Below are 23,020 nucleotides of genomic sequence, written 5' to 3'. Positions count from 1 at the left end.
ACGCTCTGCATGCGCCTGCGATGTGGCGCTGAATTTCATCGGCAATTGCGGCTTCCAGCTTTGCCAAATGTCACCGCATGGCCGATCCGGCCATGCCAGTGCGGCACGCTGTTCACAGATCCAGCGGCACCGCAGACCGTGCGCCGCCGGCAGGCCGAATGGTTCGTGCCGGAAGGTCTAAAGCGTTGAAATACCCTTCGAGCTCTGCAACTGCTCGGCGCTCCCATTCGTCCGCCTGCGTCAGCAATGAGCATCGTTGATTCGGCCGGAATGCCGCGGCCTGGCGGCACAACGATGCTATTGCGCGGTAGCGGCGCACGTCTTCCATAACGGCCAACCCGGTCATGTCTGGATCTCCCGATTCCCTCCCGGGCGCGAATTAGCAGCAGAACGATTTTCGATCCGTTAGCGGCCAGAGTGGAAAGCGAGAATGGTTGGCAAGACCTTGCGAGTGGATCGCCGGCTTTGGTTAAGAAGCTCGAAACCAATTCCAAATCCGCATCCAGACGTTGAGAACGCGATCAATGTTGGGTTCTTGGAATGGCGGGCCGTGCCCGCCGGCACCTTCATCGATGCATCAATGCAAATACGGCGAACCGGCATCGAGCCGCCCGCGCCACCACAGCCTGTATGGCAGGCTACCTTTCGGACGACACGTGGGGCTATTTGCAGCGCGCCTAGCTATCTGCGGTTTGATAGCCGGCAAATGGCCCGAAAGACCGCCTGCCCGCTCTCTGGGGCGACCGCAAGGCGTTGGCGCAGCAGCTCGACAGTAATACCGCGCCTCACTTCTGATACCGATGCGTCATCTCGACGATGCGCCGTCCCGCAGCCACCGCTGCGGCATGCTCTTGAGAGAAATTCAGCCGGATACAGTTCGGATAAGCCCGGACGAATAGCATGCGGCTGTGGCAGATGCGTTCGCGCCCGCCACCTCATTGTGCCTATAGACAGGGTGGAAAGGTAGAGTTGCCAAAGGCGGCTTGCGAGGTAGCTCTGTTCACTATATGTTCCGACACGTATCCTGACCAAAAAGCGCATCATGGCTGACCAAATCGTCATCACGGAGAAATCAAGCCAGGCGAAAGACGTCCGCGCAGCCGTTGGTTCTCGCTACGGAAACGTTCTCCCGGCCGAGGGTCATTTGTTCGACCTGCTCGAACCGGAAGATGTGGTGCCGGAATGGAAGCGCTGGTCACCGACCCTGCTTCGGCCGGAAGGTCTTTACGGTACGCGGGCGGCAGAGGGCGGCAATAAAGCCGCCAAGCTCAAAGCCATTCGCGAAGCCCTGCGGACCGCCAAGCAGGTTTGGCTCGCCACAGACTGCGACCGGGAAGGTCAGCTTATCGGTCAGGAAATTCTCGAGCATTACAGTTACCGCGGCCGCGTCCTGCGGGTGCTGTTCACTGCGCAGGACGCGCAGACCATCCGTGACGCTTTCGACCGGGCAAAACCCAATGCCGAATATGCCAGGCTTTACGCCGCGGCCGTCGCGCGCCGGCAGGCGGACCAGATCTATAACCTGTCGCTCACCCGCACCGCGACCGTCATCCTGGGTCAAGGCGCTCGGCGGGTGATCGGGGTTGGTCGCGTGAAGACGCCGACGTTGGCGATTGTCTGCAAGCGCGAACTGGAAATCCGTAACTTCGTGCCAATTGCCTATTTTGAGGTTGTTGCGACCGCAAAGGTTGCCGGAGGGCAATTCCAGGTGCGCCACGCGCCGCAGGAGCGGATTGTCCGGCGCGAGGTTGCGCAGGATGTCGTCAATGCGGCTCGGGGCTTCGAGGGGGCGCTTGCCGTGCGCGTCGAAGACAAGCGGCAGGGCCCGCCCAAGCTGCACGATTTGCCGTCGCTGCAGAAACTATGTGGCTCGCGCTTCGGCTGGCCGGCCAACAAAACGCTCGAGGTGGCGCAGCAACTCTATGACGGTCAGGGCAAGAAGATCATCACCTATCCACGTGCGGAGGTACGCTACCTGCCGCAGAGCTTGATATCGGACGTGCCGAAGATCGTGGCCGGACTGCAGGTAGGCCAATCGTTCAGCGTAATCCCCGTGCCTGAGCCGCCGATGATCCGCAAGGGTGCTGGCGGCAGTTTCTACGATAAGGGACTGGAGGGCGCGAGCCATCACGCTGTCATTCCCAACGTCAACACGATCGACAAGGTGCGCGAGGTCTGGCCCCGTTTGTCGTCCGATGAGAAGAACCTGTTTGACGTCATCTCGCGGGCCTATCTGGCCGCGTTGATGCCCGATTTTCATTATCGGCAGACAACCGCGTTTCTTGACGTGCGCGGCTTCGAATTCCGGGCCTCCGGCCGCCAGCCCATCGAACTCGGCTGGCGCGCGGCATTCCCGGACTGGCAGCCCGCCGACGAAAAAGGCGACGAAGCACAATTGCTTCCGGCGCTGCGTAACGGGGAGACCGCACAACTGCAGGATCCAAAAATTGAGGACAAGGAGACCCGGCCACCTTCGCGTTACAACGAAGGCACTCTGATCGATGCGATGCAAAACGCCTGGCGCTTCATCGACGACGAGGTTCTTCGGGAACGCCTGAAGGAAGCCAAGGGTATCGGCACGCCGGCGACCCGAGCAGAGATCATCGGTGGGCTCAAGAAACAGAGCCTTCTGATCACCCAGGGGAAGCACATCGTGCCGACCGAGATCGGCCTCTCACTGTTCGAGGTTTTGAGACAGGCCGACCCGGCGCTTGTCGACCCCGGTCTAACCGCGCAATTGGAGTGTTTGCTGGACGATGTCGTTGTGGGCAAGCAGGAGATGGTTGGTGCCATCGATGCCGTGTGCGATGTCGCCCAGCGCATCATCGGCAAGTTGAAGGAGGGTGCGGCGGCCGGAGGGCTACCCTCGTTGGGTGTTGCGGTCGGCGACGGCGTTGCGGCGTATCCGCCTACGCCTGCAATGAAGCGCTTTGCCGACGGCATCATCCGGCAGAAGGGCATCAAGCCTCCGCCCGGCTACAAGACATCAATATCGATCTGCCGCAAATTCCTCAGCGAACACGCGCCGAAGAAAGCCAACAGTGAAACGCCTGGGACGCATGAACCCAAGGCGGTTAGCCCGGCGCAATTAATGTACGCTAAAAAAATTGCACAGGAGAAAGGTGTTGTCATTCCGGACGAGGCCAAGGCCAATTCGGCCGCTATGTCCGTATGGATTGCATCGAACCGGGACACGAAGCGGCGGAAACACCGTCGCAAGACCGCCTACAAGTCGACAAAATCAATTGCGCCCGGATCGATGGCGTCGAAGAAGATATCCCGGACTCGCAAAGCTACTGCTGCGGCCGCCGCATTGGCGATCGAACAGGCCAAGTCCGTAAAGGGGACGCCGCTACGGATTCCTTATGGCAACAAGGATGTCGCTCTGAAACTTGGCGCCCGCTATGGCTCGGGCGGATGGTATGCCCCGCCAGGAGTTGATCTTGCCGCATTTGGCGAGCGCGGCTGGCTATAACGATCGGCGGCTATAGCGTGCGTTGGAGAACGCATCGGCACAACGCGGTTCCACCGGGCAAAAAAGTAGAACCCTCTCCCCGCTAAGACGATGCTCGATGCTGGTCGGATCTCTGCCTTGTGCTGCCAACAGTGGACCATGCTCCGCAGCAGATTACGCAATATTCGATCAAGGGTCGGCGCGGTCCTCGACATGCCCTGCTGCATTGGCCGGCCATTTATCAGCCTACTACTAGGGCGCGCCCTCGATCGTGATGATGATGCGGAACGCGCCGTACTTCTCACCGACGGCGCGGGCCCGCATGCATTCCGGGGAGCGGCGCCATTCCATGAGTTGATCGATGCTGTCCCACTGGACGAGGACGACGCGCCGCCCCTTCGGCGGTTCGCCGTTGATCGAAATCCCGTTTCCGCCCGCGAGGTAGCGCCCACCGTAAGTCTTGACGCTGTCACGTGCCAACGGCGCGAATTCCTTCGCAAATCCCATCGTCGCTAACCGTAATCGAGTTTTACGATTTACTTAGCGTTTGCTGCTTCCGCCCTCCGTTGCTCGGCTCTTCCTATCCGCCATGTGACCCAAATATGCCAAGATCAGCCTGAGTTCCTCATCGCTCAGGTCCTGTTCGGCAAAGCTGGGCATCCGCTGCTCGGGCCAAACCCGTACCGAGCGCGGATCTCGGATCAGCGCGCGCAAACCGGCATCGGTGAAGTACTCCGTCGGATTCATCGGCAAATTCAGATCGGGGCCAGCCGACGCCGATCCTGCCTGGTTCATCGTATGGCATGTGAAGCATTTGTTCACGAAGATGGTTTGCCCGTCTCGCGCCGGATGGAGCGCAGGGAGCACGGGATCAACCGCGAGCGAGGGCCACCGCTTGGCTGGCGCGTCTTGCACCGACAAACTGACAACTTGGTAGGGCCACTTCATGATTGGGACGGATGATGCTTGATCGCCGAGCCATACGATATAGAAGGGGCCTGCGCTCTTATCCTTACCTGGAATTGGCGGCCACGGCGTGTCGGCGACTTCGATTGCCATATACGCGACGATGCCGTCATTGGCGTAGACCAGATCGCGAGGGAGTTGCGTCACGAAGCCGTCTTGCGCTGCCACTTCCACCACGGCGTCGGGCGGAATGGCAACTCCTTCAAGTAATTTCGCGAGCGCCACGGCTCGATACGTCCGAGGAGTACGGTACGCCACATCACGCGACGTGGTGATCTCGACGACATCCGTGCGCGCAAGCAGCGCGTCCCGATCGAAGATAAGGACGCCGCCATCGGCTGACACCGTCAACGTCGGACCAGCTGCCCAAACCGATGTTGGCATTGTGAAGGCAACCAGCGGGAAAGCTAACGTGACAGCGAGCCTGATCATCGTTATAGGCATATCCGAAGCGTCCCTCGAACGCGGCAATGGGTAGACGCACAATGCGACTATCGCAAAGTTACACCTATTCCCAACTCCCTCCAGCAGCGAAGCCGACTTAAAATGAAACGCCGCCAATTCAGGCGCCGAAAATGCGCGACCCCAGACGAATGAAAAACTCAAAGCAATGGCCGGGTCATGCGGGTCACTGCGTAAGGGCTCTTGACCAAAAGCACGCCGTTCGAGGAGGCCCAGCTCTGTCTAAATACGAGGGCAAACAAGGCGTTGTGAAGCCTATTCGCTCCGCTTTGTGATAGCTTGCCGGATGTCCATACCTTGAACAAAGCGAAAGCAAAATAGGAGGATGGGCGCGACACACATAATCAATCAGATCCTACGGTGCAGTCTGCGGTTTCTCAGCGAGGGCAGTTTTGCCTGAGACCGTGCAAGGGATCTCCCAGAAAAGATTTTCTTGCTCACCTCGAAAACACGCTCATGACGGCTCCTGTAGGAAGAGGGAGAGACGATCATGATCAAGGTGAAGATTAACGGCCAGGAACAGAACTGGGATGGCGATCCCGCTCTTCCGCTGCTCTGGTTTATCCGTGACGAGGTCGGGCTGACCGGCACCAAGTTCGGCTGTGGCCAGGCGCTGTGCGGCTCATGCACCGTCATCGTCGACAAGCAGGCGGTGCGCGCCTGCATCACCTCCGTGTCCGACGTCAGCGGACGCGAGGTCACCACCATCGAGGGCTTGCACCCGACCGGCGATCACCCGGTGCAAAAGGCCTGGCGCCAGCTCAACGTGCCGCAATGCGGCTTTTGCCAGACCGGCCAGATCATGCAGGCGGCGGCGCTGTTGATGGATAATCCAAAGCCGTCGCACAAACAGATCCGCGAATCTCTCTCCGGCAATATCTGTCGCTGTGGCTGCTATCAGCGGATCGAGAACGCGGTCCATCTCGCATCGACGGGAGTGTGACATGAATATCTTCACTTATCAGAACAAGCTTCGTGGCTTTGAGAAACACATCAAGGTCGAGAACGTTTCGCGTCGCAGCATCCTGAAAGGCCTCGGCCTCGCCGGCGGTTTCGTGCTCGCCGCGCCTGTCATGATGCGCCCGAGCTTTGCCTACGAGACCGGCGCCAGCAAGATGCCGCACGGCACTGTGGTTGACCCGCGCGTGTTCGTATCGATCGCACCTGATGGCATCGTCACGATCGTCGCGCACCGCGCTGAGATGGGAACCGGCGTGCGCACCAGCCTGCCCATGATTGTCGCCGAAGAACTGGAAGCCGACTGGAAGCGGGTCCGCGTCCAGCAGGCCCATGGCGACGAGGTCAAGTACGGCAACCAGGATACCGACGGCTCGCGCAGCACGCGGCACTATCTGATGCCGATGCGCCAGATTGGCGCCTCCGCCCGCACGATGCTTGAGCAGGCCGCGGCAAAACGCTGGGGCGTGCCCGCGACCGAGGTGAAAGCTTCCAACCACGAGGTCATCCACAGCGCGAGCGGGCGCAAGCTCGGCTTTGGCGAACTGGCCGCCGATGCCGCGAAGGAATCGGTGCCCAGCATCGAAGGCTTGAAGCTGAAGGATCCAAAGGATTTCCGCTACCTCGGCAAGGGTGAGATCGGAATCGTCGACCTGCACGACATCACCACCGGCGCTGCGCGTTACGGCGCCGACGTGCGGCTGCCCGGCATGAAGTATGCCGTGATCGCGCGCCCACCGGTCACCGGCGGCAAGGTGGTGTCGTTCGATGGGTCGGAAGCAATGAAGGTTTCCGGCGTCGAGAAGGTCATGGAGGTCAAGGGCTGGCCGTGGCCGTCCAAATTCCAGCCGCTCGGTGGCGTCGCCGTGATCGCGCGCAACACCGGCGCGGCGATCAAGGGCCGCGATGCGCTGAAAATCACCTGGGATGACGGCGCCAACGCCAAATACGACTCGGTCGCCTATCGGGCCGAGCTGGAGGAGGCGGCTCGGAAGCCCGGCTTGGTGGTGCGCAAGGAAGGCGACGTCGAGGCCGCGTTGAAGGGCGCCGACAAGGTGATCATCGGCGAGTACTACCTGCCGCATCTTGCCCACGTCGCCATGGAGCCGCCGGTCGCGGTCGCCGACGTCAAGGGCGACAAGGCCGAGATCTGGGCGCCGGCGCAAAGCGCCGGCGGAACACGCGAAGACGCGGCCAAGACGCTGGACATTCCCGAGGAGAACGTGACCGTCAATGTCACGCTGCTCGGCGGCGGCTTTGGGCGCAAGTCGAAATGCGATTTCGCGCTCGAGGCTGCGCTGCTCTCCAAGGAGCTCGCCGCGCCGGTCAAGGTGCAGTGGACGCGGGAAGACGACATTCGCAACGGTTTCCTGCACACCGTCTCGGTCGAGCGGATCGAGGCGGGCCTCGATAAGGGCGGCAAGGTAATCGCCTGGCGGCATCGCAGCGTCGCGCCCAGCATCGCCTCGACCTTTGCCGCCCAAACAGTGCACCAGGCACCGTTCGAACTCGGCATGGGGCTGGTCGACATGCCCTTCGAGATCGCCAACGTCCAGTGCGAGAACCCGGAGGCGGCCGCGCATACCCGAATCGGCTGGTTCCGCTCGGTGTCCAACATCCCGCACGCCTTTGCGGTGCAGTCCATGGTCGCCGAGATCGCGCAAGCGACCAATCGCGACCCGAAGGAGATGCTGCTGGAGCTGATCGGCGCGCCAAGAATCCTCAACCTCACCTCAGTGAAGGATCTGTGGAACTATGGCGAGCCGTATGACAGCTATCCGATCGACACCGGACGGCTGCGCAAGGTGGTCGAGCTGGTAGCCGACAAAGGTGGCTGGGGCCGGTCCGTACCTAAGGGAAATGGACTCGGCATTGCGGCGCACCGCAGCTTCGTCAGCTATATCGCGACCATTGTCGAGGTAGCCGTCGACGAAAAGGGCAAGCTGACCGTGCCGCGGGTCGATACCGCCGTTGATTGCGGGACCTACGTCAACCCGGAGCGGATCCAGTCGCAGATCGAGGGCGCCGCGATCATGGGGCTCAGTCTCGCCAAACATGGCGCGATCACCTTCAAGGACGGCCGGGTGCAGCAGGGCAATTACGACGACTTCCCGGTGATCCGGATCGACGAATCCCCTGCGGTAACCAACGTCTATATCGTACCGCCCGGACCCGACACGCCGCCGAGCGGCGTCGGCGAACCTGGCGTGCCGCCGTTCGCGCCGGCCCTGATCAACGCGATCTTCGCTGCAACCGGCAAGCGCATCCGCGCCCTCCCGATCGGCAAGCAGCTGGAGACGTGAGGCGGAACGCAAGATCGTATGGACCGTTTCATTGTTCTGAACAGGAGATGGATCAATGAAAACGAACCCCACGGCGCTCGCGGTATCGCTTCTGTCGGGCGCCCTCCTTCTGACCGTGCAGGCGACGAGCGCGCAGACGAACTCGCCGCCGGCCACCGCCACGCGGCCGGCCAAGAATCCTGCCGAGCAAAGCTCAACGCCCAGCAACGCTCCGCCGGCCACCACGACCCAGACCACCGGCGAATCCAGCCGCGATCCGACGGTGAAGAAGATGAACGAGGACGAGAAAGCGAAGGTCGAGACCAAGGGCAAATAGCCCAAACAGAAGCGGCGGACCTTTCGATCCGCCGCTCCGGGCCTTGCAGCGTGGTCGCGCCGCTACTTCTTGACCGCGAACACCCCAGACCACACCGCCCTGCGGCTCCGCGGCTCGGTTCACGTTCTCCCTTGGCCATGCTTGGGCTTCATTGCTCATAGCGATTCCAGCTGCTGGCTTTCTCTTGCGCCTGTTCGTGATTCAGCACGACTGCGGCCATGGCACCTTTTTCGCCGACCGTCTGGCGAACGACTGGGTCGGCCGCGTCATTGGCGTGCTCACGCTGACGCCATACGACTGGTGGCGCCGCACGCATCGTGGCGGCTGGCATTCGATAGGCAGGACGCGCGGATGATGGCGGTCATCGGGCGGGCCATCGATGCTGTAGCTGCGGGCGATAGACCCTCCAGCGAACCGAGTTCCGCGTTTGAAACCTTCTCCGACAAAAATCGTTAACTCCCACTCGCAACAGCGAGGGAGTAGGAGAACGCAGAAGCGCCGTCGTTTCAAACAGACCGTAAAGAGCATCTCGCCACGGAGGCCACCGAACTACGGGAGGAGGCGAAACACCTTCCGCCCTGTCCCGAGCGCGAGGCCTTACTTCGTAAGGCCCGGCAAGATGAGACAGCCTCACATATGACCGAATGGCTGACTTCGCCCGGCCTTTGGCGCCGACCTGCTAGTTCACTTTGGCACGCTTCGAAATCTCTATCGATTGATAGGCTACACGGGCAACCAAGACCGCTTCGACAAGCTTGACGCGCACAGAAAATGGGTCAATTTCCACCTCGAAAATGCCAGCCGTCTTCGCGAAGCCTTTGAGGATGCGGGTAGGCGCGCCACACTTGATCAGTCGACCGAATGTTTGCGAATAGATAACGCTGTGAATATCTGCTTCCGATTGGCCAAATGGCGCAAGTATGGGCGCCAGCCGCTGCGCTGGGCGATGGTTGGTCGCGTGGCATTGCAGAAGGGATGGGTCGTCGCGCTAAGGATGGGTGAGAACAACGAGGCGGTCCTGGATTATCTATTATTGCCGTCGGCGTTACTTTCGTTCAAAGGCCACGTATTCTCTTTTTCTGAGGACACACGCGCGGCCTACAAAATCGAGCCCTTTCAGACTTTCGGAGCGCTGTCTCGGTCGCTGGTAGAACGCGTCTGAGCTGGCTAAACAAAGCAGGCCAAAAAAAAGAGCTGGAGCGCCAGGTAGCGCTCGACTGAGCAATGTTGTGCGCACCTACACTCACCACGATGATGACTAAGAGCAGCGGTCTCGCTTACGAGACCACTGCTCGGGCATGTGCGCTCGCAAGCCCCCCGAATCTTTTGCCTAGATAGTCCGAAGGTTCATTGTGATCGACGTCAGTAACAATGCTCGGTTTGCCGCGCATGAATCCGGCACGGCAGCAACTCACGACATGACTGTGCCTTGCCTCACACTGAACTCATTCCTTGTGTGCGGTCGGGATTGGGCCCTGCCAGGCTGTGTCAAAGATGGTCGACAGCGGCGCGGACTCTCATGTAACTTCCGTCGCGTCGACGACCTGCCTGCATTCGAGGCCTCTGGCGCAAGGAAGGGTCTGGTACGTCCACGTAAGGGAGTTCGCCGCGGCTACGCACCTGTCCACATTCTCTGCATCACGAACACCACGGGCAACGTGGATCGATGCCGACGCGGAGCCCAATCAAAATAACCAAGGGAGAAACGACCGATGAATCACACTGGAAACTGCTTTTGTGGCGCCGTCGAGCTCAAGGTCAACGGGGAGCCCGAGGCAATGGGCTATTGCCACTGCCGTTCATGCCGTTCCTGGTCCGGCGGTCCGGTGAATGCGTTCAGCCTCTGGAAGCCCGAGGCGGTCGAGGTCACCAAGGGCGCCGACCACATCGCGACATTCGAGAAGACCGCGATGAGCCAGCGCAAATATTGCACAAAATGCGGCGGTCACCTGATGACCAACCACCCGACGCTCGGGCTCGTCGACGTGTTCACCGCAACGATCCCGACGCTGAAATTCAGCCCAGGGGTTCACGTCAACTATTCCGAGGCAGTGCTGCACATACGCGATGGCCTGCCGAAGTTGAAGGATTTTCCGGCTGAGTTCGGCGGCTCCGGCGAAATGATCGCCGAATAGCTCGAAGGCTCCCCATCACGAAAGCGGGCGGCGGCGTGCCGCCACCCGCCTGCGTATGGGCTCCGCGCCCCACAAATCGGTATCCGGCAGGCTTGCTTCGCATGCGAGGCGTCCGACCATGTCGGCGGCCGCCGGCGCCGCCGGGGCGCTCTGGCCATTGACAGCCATGTCGGACGAAGGTCCCGCCCTGCAAAATCCGGGTTTGGTTTTGCTGACGAGCTTCCGCTAAAAGGCGAGCAGTGCCGGTCTTGGCAGGGACCGTCGTATTTCGCCTGATAAAATAACAGAGGAAGCGTCAGATCATGACCAGACCAGAATTGCCGGGGCGCACGCCGCGCGGGGAGGGAGTTCCGACGGCGCTCGACGGCCTGCTGGTCGTCGACTTCACCCGCGTCGTGGCCGGCCCGGCCTGCACGCAAACGCTGGCCGACTTCGGGGCCGAAGTCATCAAGATCGAGAATCCGGACGGCGGTGATGACACGCGCGCCTATGAGCACGCCGAAATCGGCGGGGAGAGCGCGGCGTATCTGAGCCTCAACCGCAACAAGCGCGGCATTGCGCTCGATTTCAACAATCCGGCCGCGCTCGAGGTGGCGCGCGCGCTGATTGCCAAGGCCGACGTCGTGGTGGAGAATTTCTCCGGCGGCGTGATGAAGAAATTCGGCCTCGATTATGCGTCGGTGGCGCCGACCAACCCGCGGCTGATTTACTGCTCGATCTCCGCCTACGGCCGCAAAGGCGATTTCGCGCTGCGCCCGGGCTTCGACCCGATCACGCAGGCCGAAAGCGGCTTCATGTCGCTCAACGGCTTTCCGGATGGCGAGCCGGTGCGCACCGGGCCGCCGATCGTCGACATGGCAACAGGCATGTCGGCCTGCAACGCCATCCTGCTGGCGCTGATTGCGCGCGATCGGCTCGGTCGCGGTCAGCAGGTTGAGGTCGCCTTGATCGACACCGCGGTGTCAATGACCGGCTTCTACGGCATGGCCTATCTCATCAATGGCAACAATCCCGGCCGTTTCGGCAACTCTCCGAACGGTTCGCCGACTGTCGGCGTCTATCGGGCGTCCGATGGTCCGCTCTACATGGCCTGCGCCAATGACCGGCTCTATCGCCGGCTGGTCACCGACGTGCTGGAACGTCCGGATCTCGTCACCGATCCCGAGTTTGCTCACCGCAAGGCGCGCACGGCTAACAAGGAGAAGCTGCGCGCGATCATTGCCAGCGTGTTTGCGGGCGACACGCTCGAGAACTGGATGGCGAAGATGAAGAAGGCCAACATTCCGGTTGGCTATCTGCGGACGGTCGAGGAGGGGTTCAACGCGCCCGAGGTGCGCGACCGGCATCGCCTGAGCAGGATTGCGCATCCAACCGCCGGCTTGGTTCCGAACATCGAGTCGCCGGTCAATATGAGCCTGACGCCGTCCGTTGATCCTGTTGCTGCCCCGCTGCTCGGTCAGCATACCAAGGACGTGTTGAGCAAGACGCTCGGCTACGACGATCGGCGCATCGCCGCGCTGGCCGAGGCCGGCGCGTTCGGCAAGGCAGGCAACACCGGCTAGGGTCTTTTCCGTTCCGATGGAATCGGAATGGGGCTCTAGATTCCAGTTTGACGCGCTTCCTTGACACGAACCGGTATCCGCTTCGCTCGAAAACGCTCCAGCGTGCTCAGCCTGCACAAAAGATCAACTATTCGCAAAACAACCTGACAGCAGGCGAGAGGAAAGCCTCTCGCCTGGCGAGATGTCTTTCAGGCGTCGCAGGCCCCGGCGCGTCGCCGGCGGCCTTGAAGCTGGTCCGTTTCGGGAACTCAGTTCGGCTTGCTGCGCAAGTTGTTCCTTGGCATACTTTCAACTTCCTCGGGCTCCGCCCGATCGATCTCGAGGCGTGCCATCCGGAGGATGAGGGTTGCCGTGGTGAGGCCGAGGCGTTCGGCCTCTTGTGCTGCGGTGTCGACCTTCTGGGCCAAGCCTTCACGTTTACCTGGGTATGCCATTCGTAATCCTCACTTAAGGTGCGAGATGAAAAATCCCACTTACGTTGCGGAGCTGCAGAAGAAGCTCGGAGCTCCATCGAGCGAAACACTGGAAAGCCTGCGACTGTTGAAGGCTTTCCTTCGACTTGCGCCCGACCAGCGTTCCGAGGTCATCGAGCTGATCGAACGTTTGGCGGTTGAGCCGCCGCGCGATCCCTCACTGTCCTGAGGTGCTCGCAAATCTTTCCTGTGCGTCAGCTGTTCATTGGCTTGGCGGGCGCTTGCGTCGCGATCACGTAGATCGCGCCGCCCTCGAGCGCTTCGGATTGGTGACGGGTGCCGGCTGGCAGCAGGATGGTGTCGCCGGCGCCGACCACCCGCTCGCCGCCATCCCAGATGAAGTTCAGCCGGCCGCTGACGATCATCAGGATCTCGTCCACCGGATGGGCATGGAACTGATGCACCTTGCCGGCCGCATCATGCTGCAGCTCGACCGAGCCCTGGGCCGGGAGCAGGTTCAGGATCTCCGGGGCGATGGCAAATTCAGTCTTCGTGCCTGCGATGATCTGGGTCATGCTGCCTGCTCCTTGTTCGCGATCGGTTGAGCCTTGTTCTGCGCGAGCTTGGCGAAGGGGCAGCCCGAGCTCGCATGGTTGTCGTCGTGCAGGAAGTACTGCAGATACTCGCGGCCGTCGGTTGCGCCGTAGCGGCCAAGAAGCGGAGAGGGGCTTGCGCTGTCGTACGGGATCAGGCGCTTGCGCACCGCCGCGAACGCAGCGTTCGCGGCCTTCTCCGTCCCGAGGATCTTGTCGAACACCCAGCGCGGCTGGAACGTGAGCATGAAGGCGCTGGACCGGCGGCTCTGCCGCATCACATGCGCGGGCGTCGTGCAGACCACGAAGATCGGCTCGCCCGCAAACGAGAACTCCCACATCGGATGGTCGATCTGTTCCGGAATCTCTGATGGCCATGGGTTCTTGTCCAGCCGCGCGAGCTGATCAAGCGTCAGCCACATCTTGCGATAATAGGCATCGAGCGTCTGCACCGGGCGGGGCCGCGTGAACACGATCAACGAGGTGTTGGGACCGAACGAGCGCGCCTGCGAGACATATTGCCCGAGTTGCTCGCCCAGCACCGCCACGTCATATGGATCGAGGAAAAGGTAGCGGAGCTGATCCTGGCGATGTCCGGTCACGCCGAACACGCAAGGGAACGGCCTTGCCTCGCTGCTCATCTGCGCTTCAAACTCGGAGAACATCACGCTCTGCCAGCTGCTGACCGGAAAGTTTGCCGAAGTCGGATCGTAGCCATGTCGTTCTGTGAGCCAAGGAGTTGAGTGTTATAGTTGTCTTCCTAAGACCGCTTGGCCTCCGACTTAATGCCCGGCAGCGACATAAGAAGCAGAATGACAATCAAGGCGCTGTAGCCGCCGTCGCCGATCGCGGCCGTGTTGTGTACGGCGTCGGTCCCCGAGGCGTTGCTGGCGGCGAGCATCGCGAAGCCGATGATGGGCTGCGAGATGCCGGCGAAAATTCCGGCGGCTGTGGTGTTCACGGATGCGCCCACACCGATCAGATCGGCGGTGTAGAGCTTCTTGACGCATTTCAGCACCAGCGGGACGGTGCCGCCGGCGACGAGCCCCAAGGCAGTGAACACGACGGTGACGTAGGCGAGACCAAATGTCTGGGCGATCGGCGGCAGCAGCATCGCGATCAGCAGCATGCGCAGCACGCAAATGCCGATCAGCGCGCGCTCAAGCGCCGCCGCGGCGCGATCGGCGGCGTGACCCAGGAAGATCGAGCCGAGCGCATTGCCGATCATGAAGGCGAGCAGGGGCGTGCCGGCCGCCGTCGGGGAGATGTGGAAGAAGTGCGCGACCATCGGAATGCCCCAGACGCCCGACAGCGTCGTCACCACCGCGAAGTGCGACGCAAACGTCATTGCGCAACCCCAGTTCGCGACATGGGCCAGCGATTGCCGCGCGGCGATCACCACGCCCTTCAGCGTCTTGTTGCTGTGGGAGGCCGGATCGGGCTTGAGCGCGAGCTGGGCGAAAGCGAGGTTGGCCAATCCAATGCAGGCGATGAACAGGAAGCAGGCCCGCCAGCCAAAGCCCGAGACCGCAGCTGCAAGCGGCGTGGTCGCGATCACGCCTCCTATATAGCCCGAGACCTGCGAAATACCCGACATCATGCCGAACCGTTCATCCGCGAAGCTCTGTGCCACGAGCTTCAGGAGTGCGGTGAAGACCAGCGCATCACCGCAGGCGACGATCAGGCGCGCAACAAAAACGTCGAGCAGGTTCGGCGCCAGCGCGAACGCGGCGCTGCCGAGCGAGGAGGCGATCATGCTGACGAGGACGACGCGCTTGACGCCGTAATGGTCGACCAGAAGGCCTGCCGGAATCTGCATCAAGGTGTAGCCCCAGAAGTAGCTTGAGGCGAGCATCGCAACGCCGGCCGCGTCGGTGTTGAAGTCGTGCATGAAGCTGAAGCTGACCGACTGCGGCGACACGCGCTGCAGGAAGGCAATGGCGTAGGCGATGGCCACCGCAGTCCACGCGAGATAGGCGCGATCGGTGAAGCGCGACGTCGGGGCATAAACAGCTTGTTGTCCGAGCATCGACATCACACCCTCGCGTAACCCACCGAGAAAAGGGCATCCGCTGAATTCGGAATCTTCCGCGACATCGCGGCATCGACCAGCGACGCGGTGCCATGATAGGCCTGCCGATGGTGCTTAATGTGGCCGTAAGCGCCGCGCATGATCATGTCGGGCAGTTCGAGCGGCTTGCCCGGATAGAGCGAGGTGCACATCTCGATACAGGCCGCCTGCAGGGCGAGATCCTGCGTATCGTCGAGCAAAGATGGAGTCACTTTTTCGCAAATCTTAGCGTTCGCTGCCCAGACGATCGGGTTGCGGGTTCGCCAGCCGTAGAGCACGTTGCCCTCGGCTCTCGCGGCGGCGCCGGAGCATTTCAGGACTTCCGATGTGAAGAAGCCGTAGAAGCCGCGGCCCTGGTGCGCCGGGAGCACTTCCGTGCCGCTGCGATAGATTCCAAGTCCGGCCGACATCTCCAGGATGCGGTAGACCGAGAAGGCAATGAGGCCGGACCGATCATAGACGAGGATCAGGCTATACTTCTTGTCGAAGGGCGAGGAGGTTGCTGTCCAGTGCGGCTCGGTGGCCTGCCAGTTGACGGCAATGATGCCGTTCATGGCATCCATCAGCGGCTGACGGTCGCAGGCTTCGACCCGGGAGGCATCGGGTAGACTGTAGATCGCGTAATCCGTCCAAGGCGATTTGATCGCCTCGTATCCGCTGCCCAGATTTCGCGACATGGCAGAACTCCAGAATTCCATTGCGAGCTATACAGGGCAGCCTCGAATGGCTTAAAGGACAATATGCCCTCGAAAACTGCCAAAGCGCCCCGGCCTGAGCCGCGCGACAAGAAAGCGACGCGGCGGATCGCGATCGTTGCCTTTCCGGGTGTGACCTTGCTCGACATCTCGGGACCGGCGCAGGTGTTTGCAGAACTGGAAGCGATCGAGCTGCCGGGACCGGATTACTCGCTGTCCTACCTGTCGACCTCCGGCGGCTTGGTGCCGACCGATGTCGGCATGATGATCGATACGGCGCCGATCGACAGTATTGCGCCTGCCGAGGTCGACACGCTGGTGATCCCCGGCGGGCCCGGCATCTGGAAGATTCGCTACGACGCGAAGTTGATGAACTGGATCGCGGAGGCGCTGCCCAAGGCGCGCCGTATCGCGTCGGTTTGCCTTGGCGCATTTGCGCTGGCCTGGACCGGGATTCTGGACGGCAAGCGGGCGGCAACGCACTGGCGTTATTGTCCCCGTCTGCAGGATGGCTTTCCCAATATCCGGGTTGAGCCCAACGCGATCTTCGTCAAGGACGGCCGGGTCTGGTCATCGGCCGGGGTCAGCGCCGGCATCGATCTGGCGCTCGCCATGATCGAGGAGGATTTCGGCCACACCATCGCGCTCGATGTTGCGCGCAGACTTGTGGTGTTTCTGAAACGGCCGGGCGGTCAGAGCCAGTTCTCCACCGTCCTTGCCGCACAGGCATCGGACGTCGAGGGACGCTTCAGCGCGCTGCACGCCTGGATCATCGAGAACATCACGAGCGACCTCAAGGTCGAGACCCTCGCGGAAAAGGCGGGGATGACGCCACGCACCTTTGCCCGGACCTATGTCAGCCGCACCGGCATGACGCCCGCAAGCGGCGTCGAGGCGCTGCGCGTGGAGACGGCGCGCTTGCTGCTCGAAAGCCGCCAGATCGGCGGCGTGGTCGAGGTCGCCAAGCGCGCGGGATTTGGCGATGACGAGCGAATGCGGCGGGCCTTCCTGCGCCACCTCGGCGTATCGCCGACCGAGTACCGAAACCGGTTTTCGGGCAGCTAGCTCGCCTCGGCGAGGCCGTCTGGATGCGGACCGCTTCGCGTCGAAAGCCGATCTATCTTACGAGCGAATAGCTGGCCTTCGCTGGCAGGATTCGTGGCGCAAGGTGGTAGCTTTTCCGGTTTGTCTGCGGCTAATGTGCCGGCCAAATCGGGAGAAGAAACACCATGAATGACGGGACCCCCATTCGACAGGCGCGCAATGTCGAACTCGGCGCCAGCGGCGAGGAAATCCAGAACCTGCACGAATTCGCGCGAAAGGCCCGCGCCAAGCTGAACCAGAACGCCTGGGACTACATCGTCGGCGCCTCGGAGACCGAGACCACGATGCGCCGCAACAGAATGGCGCTTGACGAGATCGCGTTCCGGCCGCGCGTCCTGCGCAACGTCATCAACGTCGATCCTTCCACCGACGTATTCGGACGCAAGCTCCGGCTTCCCGTGATGATCGCCCCGGTCGGCGCGCTCGAGATCTTCGATCCGGATGCGGGCGCGGCCGTCGCGCGTGGAGCGGGAACGTTCGGCGCGGCGCACATGCTGAGTTCGGTGTCCGAGCCCGGGCTGGAGGACACCGCCAGGGCGGCACCGGATGCGCTTCGCATCTTCCAGCTCTATGTGCGTGGCGACGATGCCTTTGTCGAGGATGTGGTGAGCCGCAGCATCGACAACGGTTATGCCGCGTTCTGCCTCACGGTGGACACTGCCCATTACAGCCGGCGCGAGCGCGATATAGCCAAGCGCTATGTCCGCGAGAGCCGCATCCGCGCCACCGGCGGCGATTTCCAGAAGGGGCTGGAATGGCGGACGGTGAAGCTGATCAAGGACAAGTTCAAGATTCCACTTATCCTCAAGGGGATCGCCACCGCCGAAGATGCCAAGATCGCCCTCGACCACGGGGTCGACTGGATTTACGTCTCAAATCATGGCGGCCGACAGCTCGACCATGGCCGTGGGTCCATGCATGTCCTGCCCGAGATCGTTCAGGCGGTCGCCGGCCGTGCCAAGATCATGGTCGATGGCTCGTTCTGCCGCGGCACCGACATTGTGAAGGCTATCATTTCGGGCGCTGATCTTGTCGGCATCGGCCGGTTGCAGTGCTGGGCGCTCGCCGCGGCCGGCGAGGCCGGCATTGTCCGGATGCTTGAACTGCTGGAGGACGAGGTGATCCGCTGCCTCGGTCTGCTCGGCGTCACCAGCTTTGCCGAACTGGACAAATCCTACCTGCATCCGGCGATGCCGACCAATCTGCCGAGCGTGTTCAGTGCATTCCCGCTTCTCGATATCGATCCCTACCGCTACTGAGCCGCTGCGAGCAATGTATGAAGCGTTGGCGTGGTCGAGGCATTGTGCGCCTCGATCGTGCCAGCCGCGATCAATCTGTGGTGTCCATGAAGCCGCCGCGGCAACGACAAAGTCTGATCCAAATGCCGCACTAGTCGAGGCGGATGGCAAATAATCCATTCGCGGAATTTTCACTCGAGCGCGCCATCGGCTTGCGCTGGACCTTGCGGGATATTCAGGCCGGCAGGCTCAAATTGTCACCGGTCAGCGACGAGGATCTGCACATCCTCGCTGAGCTCGGTCTCGTCGAACTGCATGACGACGAGCCCGGGCTGACGGAGGCGGGAGCCGCCGTGGTGAGGGACTGAATAGGCGCGCAGCCTAGCGCGCGTTCAGGAAGCTTTCACCGGAATTGCAAGGCGTGCACTGATAGGTCAGCACGTCGTAGACTTGGTCGCGCGGCTCGATCAAGGCAAGCCGCATTTGCGTGCCGCACCTCATGCACGGCATTTCTATACTGGTCTTGAACCGGGTGCAGGTCGGTGTCGGACGAACGGCGCGCAGCATCGGATCCCCTTATTCCCCAGAGACGCGAACGCGACCGACGAAGAAGCCGAATCACTATGCCACAGTGCTGACATGATTGGAATCGGCTGTCGGTCGCGGCTAGGTAATTTTTCCTCAATCGGCCGGAGCGGGTGGGGTCTTTATAGCTCGCGATCCGGCGCTGACGCCGTCACAATCTATGCTAACCTCGCCGGACGCTTATTTCAGGGGGCGCGATCATGATTGAGCCGAAGCTTGAAGTTCCCGCCGAGTTGCGCGATCTCGCGGAAAAGACCATCGATCAGGCCGAACAGGCCTTCAGCCTGTTCTTTGATGCCGCGAGCAAGTCGATGACGTCGATGCCGGGCGCCGGTACCGAGATCTCCAAACAGGCGCTGTCGTTCACCGAGCAGAACATGAAGGCGGCGTTCGAGCATGCGCGCAAGCTCGTGCACGCAACGGATCTGCAGGAGGCGATGCGGATCCAGTCGGAATTCCTGCGCAGCCAGTTCACCAATGCCGGCGAACACATGCGCCAGATCAGCGGTAGCGTGATGTCGGCGACCAAGGACGCGACGAAGGGCAAGTTCTAGGACACGGCGTTCGCGGCCCCATCGACGCTTTAGCGCCGGCGCGCGACGGCGACGCCGAGCAGAAAGGCGACGAACAGGCTTGCGAGCGGCGCTTCGCGCGTGACCGCACTCACGATGGCCAGGGCTCCGCCCGGTCGGCGCGAGGTCGCGATGGCATCGCTGAGGCGATCGGCGGCGGCTCGAAGTCCGTCCGACACCTCCGTGATCGTACGCGAGACGTCCGTCGCGGTATCGATCGCTCGTTCACCGAGTGTGGGTTGAAGCGGGAACTCGGGTGTTTCGGAGCTCATGTGCCGTGCCGCGATTTATTGAAAGTCAGGTGACCAACGCCTTTGCCATCCGCACGTATTGAACGGCGATGGCGGTCACATATCCCAGAAATTCCGCAGCGGCGGATTGGTTCCACCGACATGTCTCGCTTTCACATCGGGGAACCGGAAACTTACGCGCGGGTCGCGGCTTGTTTCCGTGGAGGAGACGATGATGACAATGCAGGCGCATGGCATTGCAGATGGCGGTTCGGTCAAGCATCGAAATCGGCATGGTGGCACACCGCTGTTGGTGGCGGCCGTGGTTGCGATCCTCGGCGTGCTCGGCATGCTGATCGTGGATCACGGCCCGTGGAACAAGCCGAACGTGCAGCCGGCCGCTTCGGCTAACTACTCAACGACCGGCGAGGCGGCGCGAGCCGCTGGCGCAAAGGTCATACCGACCGAGCCCAAGGCACCGATCGAGCCTGATCCACCCGGCCCAAAGCCCGCTCATCCGGCAAACCCGACCACGCCGCAATAGCTGCGGGCGTTCGTGGAATCACATCCCGACGCAGGGCGCGGGAATTGACACGTCGGGCAAATCAGCGGCACAAAATCATCGTCGGAATGTCGCGGGATGATCAGCGAATGCTGACCAGCATGCCCCACGCTGCTGCAAATCCTGCACCAACGAGAACCAGCACCGGGCTGTCGCAGAACATGCCGCCATACTTGCACATGGTGACGCCGAGAGAGCCGATCTGATGATGGCCCGCGGCGTAGAACAGGCCGGACAGGACCGCGAGCACGGCAGCAACGAAATACATCGACGCTTCCTTCTTGCAATCAAATGCGGCGCGGGTCAGTTCGACCGACGCAGGCCAAAAACTGCATTGATGTCGATCCAAATATTGTGAGATGTCCGCTTGACGCGTCGGGCACACTGACATCATCGCAGCAAGCATAGGCGCTTGGCACCGGCCTGCGCTGCGATTCCGGATCAATGCCCAAACTTTCGCTCAAGGCGGTTTCTCACCATCGAAGCCGACGCATCGCATTTTACCGATCGCATTCAGCCCGAAATAGGTTTGACACGTCGGGCAACTCAGGGTCGTAATCCGAAAATCAGAAATTGTTGAGCCCGCGCGGAGCAATCCGCGGCGGGCTTTTCCTTTGCCGTTTCACCAATCGGACGGCGACCGCACCGTGACAACGCTACATCCTCCCAGCCCGTCGCCTGAGTGTCGCAAACGCGCCGCCGTCCGGACCCCTCGAAAAGAGAACGAATTGGCTGGTGCGCGCGAACGCGCCGGTCCTGCGGCACGGCGAAAGCCGGCGCCGCCCGCGGCCCCACTCGTCAGGGCTAAGGTTCGCGCCCCAAAGATCGCCGCCCGCTGCGCGATCTGCCGCACATTCATGCCATGGCCGCATCGCGCGCTGACGGCCGATCAACGAGGTTTGCATGACCGCCTATCTGATATCGCTCGCGCTCGCGGGATCTGGTTGCCATCGCGTTGTGGGAGCTTTGCATGAGCGCCGAGATCATCCAGTTCATTTAGAGCGCCCGCATTCCAAACGCGAGCAGACGGACGTTCCCACGGTCGCATTTTCGTGCGGTGTTGCCTGATCCTGATCCGGATTGCGACACGGCTCCGAGCGAGTCCGTCTTCTTGGCCAATGATTTTATCCGGCGAGGATATCGGCTCTTCGAACCTGTCTCGCCCTGGGCATGGCAGCACACGCTGTATTGGAGGAAGGAGCTCGTCTAGATCCTGCGACGTGGGTTCGGGTTGTCGCGAACAATTCGATGACGTTGAGCGCCCGGTGGCTTCGGCGATCGGGTTTTTTGCGTTTCTGGCCATGGGTAACATCCTTCGGCAAGCCGCGGTCGTAGCCGGCATCGAATTTTGGGCGTGGGGATGCTAGAATGGGCCTCTGCAGTGCGAACGAAGCATCGCTGGAAGCGTTTCCTCAAATGGGCGCCCGGCGGCAGTCGTGGATCCTGAGCGCTGAATTCGCGGAATGCAGGCTTGCGCGCCTTGATCTCTGGTGATCGATCGATAAACTGAGTTGACGGCTCGATCGCGCGCGCAAATGTCTTGGAGATCGAACGAAGGAAGAGACCATGGTTGAGGTTGGCCGCGGGCTCGACACGAAGGTACAGCCAGGCCCGGATATGGATCGTTATTCGGTCATGGTCGCACGAGCCAAAGCGCTTGTTCCGGCATTGCGCGAACGGGCATCGCGGACCGAAGAGCTGCGCAGATTGCCGCCGGAGACCGAGCGGGATTTGCTTGACAGCGGCCTTTTCCGGATCCTGCAGCCCAAGCGCGTCGGAGGCAGCGAGCTCGACTATGTTGCCCTGGTCGACTGCGCCGATGCCCTCGGGCAGGGAGACGCCTCGGTCTCCTGGAATTTTGCCAACCTTGCAAGTCACCACTGGATGCTGGCTATGTTCGCGCCCGAAGCGCAGAGCGCGGTGTGGGGAGAGGATCCGGATGCGCTGATCGCGTCTTCCTTTGTCTTCCCGGCAGGTCGTGCGAGGAAGGCAAGTGGCGGATATGTTCTGAGTGGTCATTGGCCGTTTTCGTCCGGGGTGGAATCCTGCGGATGGAACATGCTCGCGAGCGTGGTCGCCTCGGATGATGAGGCCGATGGTGTCGAGTATCGGCTATTCCTGTTGAACAGGCGGGACTACAGCATCGACGACACCTGGAATGCGGCTGGCTTGCGCGGAACGGGATCGAACGACGTGCGGGTCACCGACGCATTCGTTCCCGAGCATATGACCGTTGCCGTCAGCGATCTTGCGGGAGGTGCGACGCCGGGCAGTATCGTCAATCCGAATGCGCTCTACATGCTTCCAGTCTTTTCGTTGTTTCCCTATGTGTTGTCCGGGGTTGGTTTGGGAAATGCGCAGGCTTGCCTTGATGACTATGTCGAGATCGCGCGACACCGCGCTTCGACATATAACCGGGCCAAGATCGGGGACCTGCAAAGCACACAGATCAAGATCGCCGAGGCGTCGGCGAAGATCGATGCCGCGCGGCTAATCATGCGCACGAACTGCGTTGAGGCACTTGCGGAGGTCCGGCGCGGCGATATCCCGGGCATTGCAGCGAAGACGAAGCTTCGGCGCGACGGTGCGTTCGCGGTCAATTTGTGCACCGAGGCGGTGTCTCTTCTATTTGCGGCGGGCGGCGCACGCAGCCTGTTTACCTCGGGAGCGTTGCAGCGCCAATTCCGCGACGCGCACGCGGTGAATTCGCATCTCGCGTTCAATTTTGACGCGGCGGGCACCAATTACGGGCGGGTGGCTCTGGGGCTCCCGTCTGAAAACCTGACGCTTTGAGGTAAGCCG

At 61.6% G+C, this 23,020-nt stretch carries 25 protein-coding genes and 2 pseudogenes; 16 read left to right on the top strand and 11 right to left on the bottom strand.

Going from position 1 to position 23,020, the window contains the following annotated elements; translation table 11 throughout:
- Positions 1-112: 112 nt before the first annotated feature.
- Positions 113-346, bottom strand: a complete 234-nt coding sequence (locus Q2M23_RS32195) for a hypothetical protein (RefSeq protein ID WP_316398196.1) — start codon at positions 344-346, stop codon at positions 113-115.
- A 696-nt stretch (positions 347-1,042) separates the two neighbouring features.
- On the opposite strand from Q2M23_RS32195, the gene Q2M23_RS32190 reads away from it, so the two are divergent.
- On the top strand, positions 1,043-3,475 hold the full coding sequence (locus Q2M23_RS32190) for a type IA DNA topoisomerase (protein WP_316398195.1): 2,433 nt from the start codon (positions 1,043-1,045) through the stop codon (positions 3,473-3,475).
- Positions 3,476-3,706: 231 nt separating this feature from the next.
- Here the strand turns inward: Q2M23_RS32190 and Q2M23_RS32185 are convergent, their stop codons facing one another.
- Complete coding sequence (locus tag Q2M23_RS32185; RefSeq protein ID WP_316398194.1) at positions 3,707-3,961, bottom strand: DUF1330 domain-containing protein; 255 nt, start codon at positions 3,959-3,961, stop codon at positions 3,707-3,709.
- A 33-nt stretch (positions 3,962-3,994) separates the two neighbouring features.
- The gene (locus tag Q2M23_RS32180) at positions 3,995-4,852 is read right to left on the bottom strand and encodes a cytochrome c (protein ID WP_316398193.1); all 858 of its coding nucleotides are present in this window, start codon (positions 4,850-4,852) and stop codon (positions 3,995-3,997) included.
- A 520-nt stretch (positions 4,853-5,372) separates the two neighbouring features.
- Between Q2M23_RS32180 and Q2M23_RS32175 the strand changes: the two genes are divergently transcribed.
- The 7 genes and pseudogenes from Q2M23_RS32175 (at position 5,373) to Q2M23_RS32140 (ending at position 12,155) form a co-directional block, all read left to right on the top strand.
- Complete coding sequence (locus tag Q2M23_RS32175) at positions 5,373-5,825, top strand: (2Fe-2S)-binding protein (protein ID WP_316398192.1); 453 nt, start codon at positions 5,373-5,375, stop codon at positions 5,823-5,825.
- Position 5,826: 1 nt separating this feature from the next.
- The gene (locus tag Q2M23_RS32170; protein ID WP_316398191.1) at positions 5,827-8,142 is read left to right on the top strand and encodes a xanthine dehydrogenase family protein molybdopterin-binding subunit; all 2,316 of its coding nucleotides are present in this window, start codon (positions 5,827-5,829) and stop codon (positions 8,140-8,142) included.
- Positions 8,143-8,197: 55 nt separating this feature from the next.
- Positions 8,198-8,458 (top strand): hypothetical protein, encoded by a 261-nt coding sequence (locus Q2M23_RS32165; protein ID WP_316398190.1) that lies wholly within the window; start codon positions 8,198-8,200, stop codon positions 8,456-8,458.
- A 106-nt stretch (positions 8,459-8,564) separates the two neighbouring features.
- Positions 8,565-8,780, top strand: a pseudogene (locus Q2M23_RS32160) (fatty acid desaturase); the annotation flags it as partial.
- A 393-nt stretch (positions 8,781-9,173) separates the two neighbouring features.
- Positions 9,174-9,620, top strand: coding sequence for a hypothetical protein (locus Q2M23_RS32150; protein WP_316398189.1), 447 nt, complete (start codon positions 9,174-9,176; stop codon positions 9,618-9,620).
- Between the two features lie 550 nt (positions 9,621-10,170).
- Positions 10,171-10,593, top strand: a complete 423-nt coding sequence (locus Q2M23_RS32145) for a GFA family protein (RefSeq protein ID WP_316398188.1) — start codon at positions 10,171-10,173, stop codon at positions 10,591-10,593.
- A gap of 299 nt (positions 10,594-10,892) precedes the next feature.
- Complete coding sequence (locus tag Q2M23_RS32140; RefSeq protein ID WP_316398211.1) at positions 10,893-12,155, top strand: CoA transferase; 1,263 nt, start codon at positions 10,893-10,895, stop codon at positions 12,153-12,155.
- Positions 12,156-12,403: 248 nt separating this feature from the next.
- Here Q2M23_RS32140 and Q2M23_RS32135 read toward each other — a convergent pair whose 3' ends face one another.
- A complete protein-coding gene (locus Q2M23_RS32135; RefSeq protein ID WP_016847356.1) occupies positions 12,404-12,589 on the bottom strand; it encodes a hypothetical protein in 186 nt (61 codons plus the stop codon).
- A 25-nt stretch (positions 12,590-12,614) separates the two neighbouring features.
- Between Q2M23_RS32135 and Q2M23_RS32130 the strand changes: the two genes are divergently transcribed.
- A complete protein-coding gene (locus Q2M23_RS32130; RefSeq protein WP_168856031.1) occupies positions 12,615-12,797 on the top strand; it encodes a hypothetical protein in 183 nt (60 codons plus the stop codon).
- Between the two features lie 25 nt (positions 12,798-12,822).
- On the opposite strand, the gene Q2M23_RS32125 is transcribed toward Q2M23_RS32130, so the two are convergent.
- From Q2M23_RS32125 to Q2M23_RS32110, 4 genes are all read right to left on the bottom strand, one after another.
- Complete coding sequence (locus Q2M23_RS32125) at positions 12,823-13,143, bottom strand: cupin domain-containing protein (protein ID WP_316398187.1); 321 nt, start codon at positions 13,141-13,143, stop codon at positions 12,823-12,825.
- Entirely contained in the window at positions 13,140-13,826 is a 687-nt protein-coding gene (locus Q2M23_RS32120; protein WP_316398186.1) for a YqcI/YcgG family protein, read from the bottom strand. Before Q2M23_RS32120 ends, Q2M23_RS32125 begins: the two co-directional genes overlap by 4 nt.
- A 95-nt stretch (positions 13,827-13,921) precedes the next feature.
- Positions 13,922-15,196 carry an MFS transporter gene (locus Q2M23_RS32115; protein ID WP_316398185.1) on the bottom strand — a complete coding sequence of 425 codons (1,275 nt, stop codon included), beginning with the start codon at positions 15,194-15,196 and terminating at the stop codon, positions 13,922-13,924.
- The gene (locus Q2M23_RS32110; RefSeq protein WP_316398184.1) at positions 15,196-15,909 is read right to left on the bottom strand and encodes a hypothetical protein; all 714 of its coding nucleotides are present in this window, start codon (positions 15,907-15,909) and stop codon (positions 15,196-15,198) included. Before Q2M23_RS32110 ends, Q2M23_RS32115 begins: the two co-directional genes overlap by 1 nt.
- A gap of 63 nt (positions 15,910-15,972) precedes the next feature.
- Between Q2M23_RS32110 and Q2M23_RS32105 the strand changes: the two genes are divergently transcribed.
- The 3 genes from Q2M23_RS32105 (at position 15,973) to Q2M23_RS32095 (ending at position 18,637) form a co-directional block, all read left to right on the top strand.
- Positions 15,973-16,992 carry a GlxA family transcriptional regulator gene (locus Q2M23_RS32105; protein WP_316398183.1) on the top strand — a complete coding sequence of 340 codons (1,020 nt, stop codon included), beginning with the start codon at positions 15,973-15,975 and terminating at the stop codon, positions 16,990-16,992.
- A 164-nt stretch (positions 16,993-17,156) separates the two neighbouring features.
- Positions 17,157-18,290, top strand: coding sequence for an alpha-hydroxy acid oxidase (locus Q2M23_RS32100; RefSeq protein WP_316398182.1), 1,134 nt, complete (start codon positions 17,157-17,159; stop codon positions 18,288-18,290).
- A gap of 143 nt (positions 18,291-18,433) precedes the next feature.
- A complete protein-coding gene (locus Q2M23_RS32095; protein WP_316398181.1) occupies positions 18,434-18,637 on the top strand; it encodes a hypothetical protein in 204 nt (67 codons plus the stop codon).
- Between the two features lie 13 nt (positions 18,638-18,650).
- Here Q2M23_RS32095 and Q2M23_RS32090 read toward each other — a convergent pair whose 3' ends face one another.
- Positions 18,651-18,836 carry a hypothetical protein gene (locus Q2M23_RS32090; protein ID WP_253589732.1) on the bottom strand — a complete coding sequence of 62 codons (186 nt, stop codon included), beginning with the start codon at positions 18,834-18,836 and terminating at the stop codon, positions 18,651-18,653.
- Between the two features lie 218 nt (positions 18,837-19,054).
- Between Q2M23_RS32090 and Q2M23_RS32085 the strand changes: the two genes are divergently transcribed.
- Complete coding sequence (locus Q2M23_RS32085) at positions 19,055-19,408, top strand: phasin (RefSeq protein WP_016847366.1); 354 nt, start codon at positions 19,055-19,057, stop codon at positions 19,406-19,408.
- Positions 19,409-19,437: 29 nt separating this feature from the next.
- Here the strand turns inward: Q2M23_RS32085 and Q2M23_RS32080 are convergent, their stop codons facing one another.
- The gene (locus tag Q2M23_RS32080; protein WP_076834079.1) at positions 19,438-19,698 is read right to left on the bottom strand and encodes a hypothetical protein; all 261 of its coding nucleotides are present in this window, start codon (positions 19,696-19,698) and stop codon (positions 19,438-19,440) included.
- A gap of 199 nt (positions 19,699-19,897) precedes the next feature.
- On the opposite strand from Q2M23_RS32080, the gene Q2M23_RS32075 reads away from it, so the two are divergent.
- The gene (locus tag Q2M23_RS32075; RefSeq protein ID WP_316398180.1) at positions 19,898-20,200 is read left to right on the top strand and encodes a hypothetical protein; all 303 of its coding nucleotides are present in this window, start codon (positions 19,898-19,900) and stop codon (positions 20,198-20,200) included.
- A 100-nt stretch (positions 20,201-20,300) separates the two neighbouring features.
- Here the strand turns inward: Q2M23_RS32075 and Q2M23_RS32070 are convergent, their stop codons facing one another.
- Positions 20,301-20,486 (bottom strand): hypothetical protein, encoded by a 186-nt coding sequence (locus tag Q2M23_RS32070; RefSeq protein WP_253626143.1) that lies wholly within the window; start codon positions 20,484-20,486, stop codon positions 20,301-20,303.
- 846 nt (positions 20,487-21,332) lie between these two features.
- Between Q2M23_RS32070 and Q2M23_RS44150 the strand changes: the two are divergent.
- A pseudogene (locus Q2M23_RS44150) lies at positions 21,333-21,428 on the top strand (GNAT family N-acetyltransferase); the annotation flags it as partial.
- Positions 21,429-21,835: 407 nt separating this feature from the next.
- Positions 21,836-23,011, top strand: a complete 1,176-nt coding sequence (locus Q2M23_RS32065) for an acyl-CoA dehydrogenase family protein (protein ID WP_168856105.1) — start codon at positions 21,836-21,838, stop codon at positions 23,009-23,011.
- The last annotated feature ends 9 nt before the right edge of the window (positions 23,012-23,020 follow it).

This window comes from Bradyrhizobium sp. 33ap4, assembly GCF_032654765.1.
Taxonomy (GTDB): Bacteria; Pseudomonadota; Alphaproteobacteria; order Rhizobiales; family Xanthobacteraceae; genus Bradyrhizobium; species Bradyrhizobium australafricanum.
The sequence above is the reverse complement of the archived record's forward strand: the minus strand, read 5'-3'. Positions and strand labels throughout refer to the sequence as shown.

What these genes read in the sequence shown, in the direction of transcription:
- Q2M23_RS32185 (WP_316398194.1), bottom strand. Translation starts at nt 3,961, where the DNA reads ATGGGATTTGCGAAGGAATTCGCGCCGTTGGCACGTGACAGCGTCAAG.
- Q2M23_RS32080 (WP_076834079.1), bottom strand. Translation starts at nt 19,698, where the DNA reads ATGAGCTCCGAAACACCCGAGTTCCCGCTTCAACCCACACTCGGTGAA.
- Q2M23_RS32130 (WP_168856031.1), top strand. Translation starts at nt 12,615, where the DNA reads ATGAAAAATCCCACTTACGTTGCGGAGCTGCAGAAGAAGCTCGGAGCT.
- Q2M23_RS32115 (WP_316398185.1), bottom strand. Translation starts at nt 15,196, where the DNA reads ATGTCGATGCTCGGACAACAAGCTGTTTATGCCCCGACGTCGCGCTTC.
- Q2M23_RS32110 (WP_316398184.1), bottom strand. Translation starts at nt 15,909, where the DNA reads ATGTCGCGAAATCTGGGCAGCGGATACGAGGCGATCAAATCGCCTTGG.
- Q2M23_RS32100 (WP_316398182.1), top strand. Translation starts at nt 17,157, where the DNA reads ATGAATGACGGGACCCCCATTCGACAGGCGCGCAATGTCGAACTCGGC.
- Q2M23_RS32175 (WP_316398192.1), top strand. Translation starts at nt 5,373, where the DNA reads ATGATCAAGGTGAAGATTAACGGCCAGGAACAGAACTGGGATGGCGAT.
- Q2M23_RS32145 (WP_316398188.1), top strand. Translation starts at nt 10,171, where the DNA reads ATGAATCACACTGGAAACTGCTTTTGTGGCGCCGTCGAGCTCAAGGTC.
- Q2M23_RS32170 (WP_316398191.1), top strand. Translation starts at nt 5,827, where the DNA reads ATGAATATCTTCACTTATCAGAACAAGCTTCGTGGCTTTGAGAAACAC.
- Q2M23_RS32075 (WP_316398180.1), top strand. Translation starts at nt 19,898, where the DNA reads ATGCAGGCGCATGGCATTGCAGATGGCGGTTCGGTCAAGCATCGAAAT.
- Q2M23_RS32190 (WP_316398195.1), top strand. Translation starts at nt 1,043, where the DNA reads ATGGCTGACCAAATCGTCATCACGGAGAAATCAAGCCAGGCGAAAGAC.
- Q2M23_RS32120 (WP_316398186.1), bottom strand. Translation starts at nt 13,826, where the DNA reads ATGTTCTCCGAGTTTGAAGCGCAGATGAGCAGCGAGGCAAGGCCGTTC.
- Q2M23_RS32095 (WP_316398181.1), top strand. Translation starts at nt 18,434, where the DNA reads ATGGCAAATAATCCATTCGCGGAATTTTCACTCGAGCGCGCCATCGGC.
- Q2M23_RS32180 (WP_316398193.1), bottom strand. Translation starts at nt 4,852, where the DNA reads ATGATCAGGCTCGCTGTCACGTTAGCTTTCCCGCTGGTTGCCTTCACA.
- Q2M23_RS32090 (WP_253589732.1), bottom strand. Translation starts at nt 18,836, where the DNA reads ATGCTGCGCGCCGTTCGTCCGACACCGACCTGCACCCGGTTCAAGACC.
- Q2M23_RS32125 (WP_316398187.1), bottom strand. Translation starts at nt 13,143, where the DNA reads ATGACCCAGATCATCGCAGGCACGAAGACTGAATTTGCCATCGCCCCG.
- Q2M23_RS32070 (WP_253626143.1), bottom strand. Translation starts at nt 20,486, where the DNA reads ATGTATTTCGTTGCTGCCGTGCTCGCGGTCCTGTCCGGCCTGTTCTAC.
- Q2M23_RS32195 (WP_316398196.1), bottom strand. Translation starts at nt 346, where the DNA reads ATGACCGGGTTGGCCGTTATGGAAGACGTGCGCCGCTACCGCGCAATA.
- Q2M23_RS32165 (WP_316398190.1), top strand. Translation starts at nt 8,198, where the DNA reads ATGAAAACGAACCCCACGGCGCTCGCGGTATCGCTTCTGTCGGGCGCC.
- Q2M23_RS32135 (WP_016847356.1), bottom strand. Translation starts at nt 12,589, where the DNA reads ATGGCATACCCAGGTAAACGTGAAGGCTTGGCCCAGAAGGTCGACACC.
- Q2M23_RS32085 (WP_016847366.1), top strand. Translation starts at nt 19,055, where the DNA reads ATGATTGAGCCGAAGCTTGAAGTTCCCGCCGAGTTGCGCGATCTCGCG.
- Q2M23_RS32065 (WP_168856105.1), top strand. Translation starts at nt 21,836, where the DNA reads ATGGATCGTTATTCGGTCATGGTCGCACGAGCCAAAGCGCTTGTTCCG.
- Q2M23_RS32105 (WP_316398183.1), top strand. Translation starts at nt 15,973, where the DNA reads ATGCCCTCGAAAACTGCCAAAGCGCCCCGGCCTGAGCCGCGCGACAAG.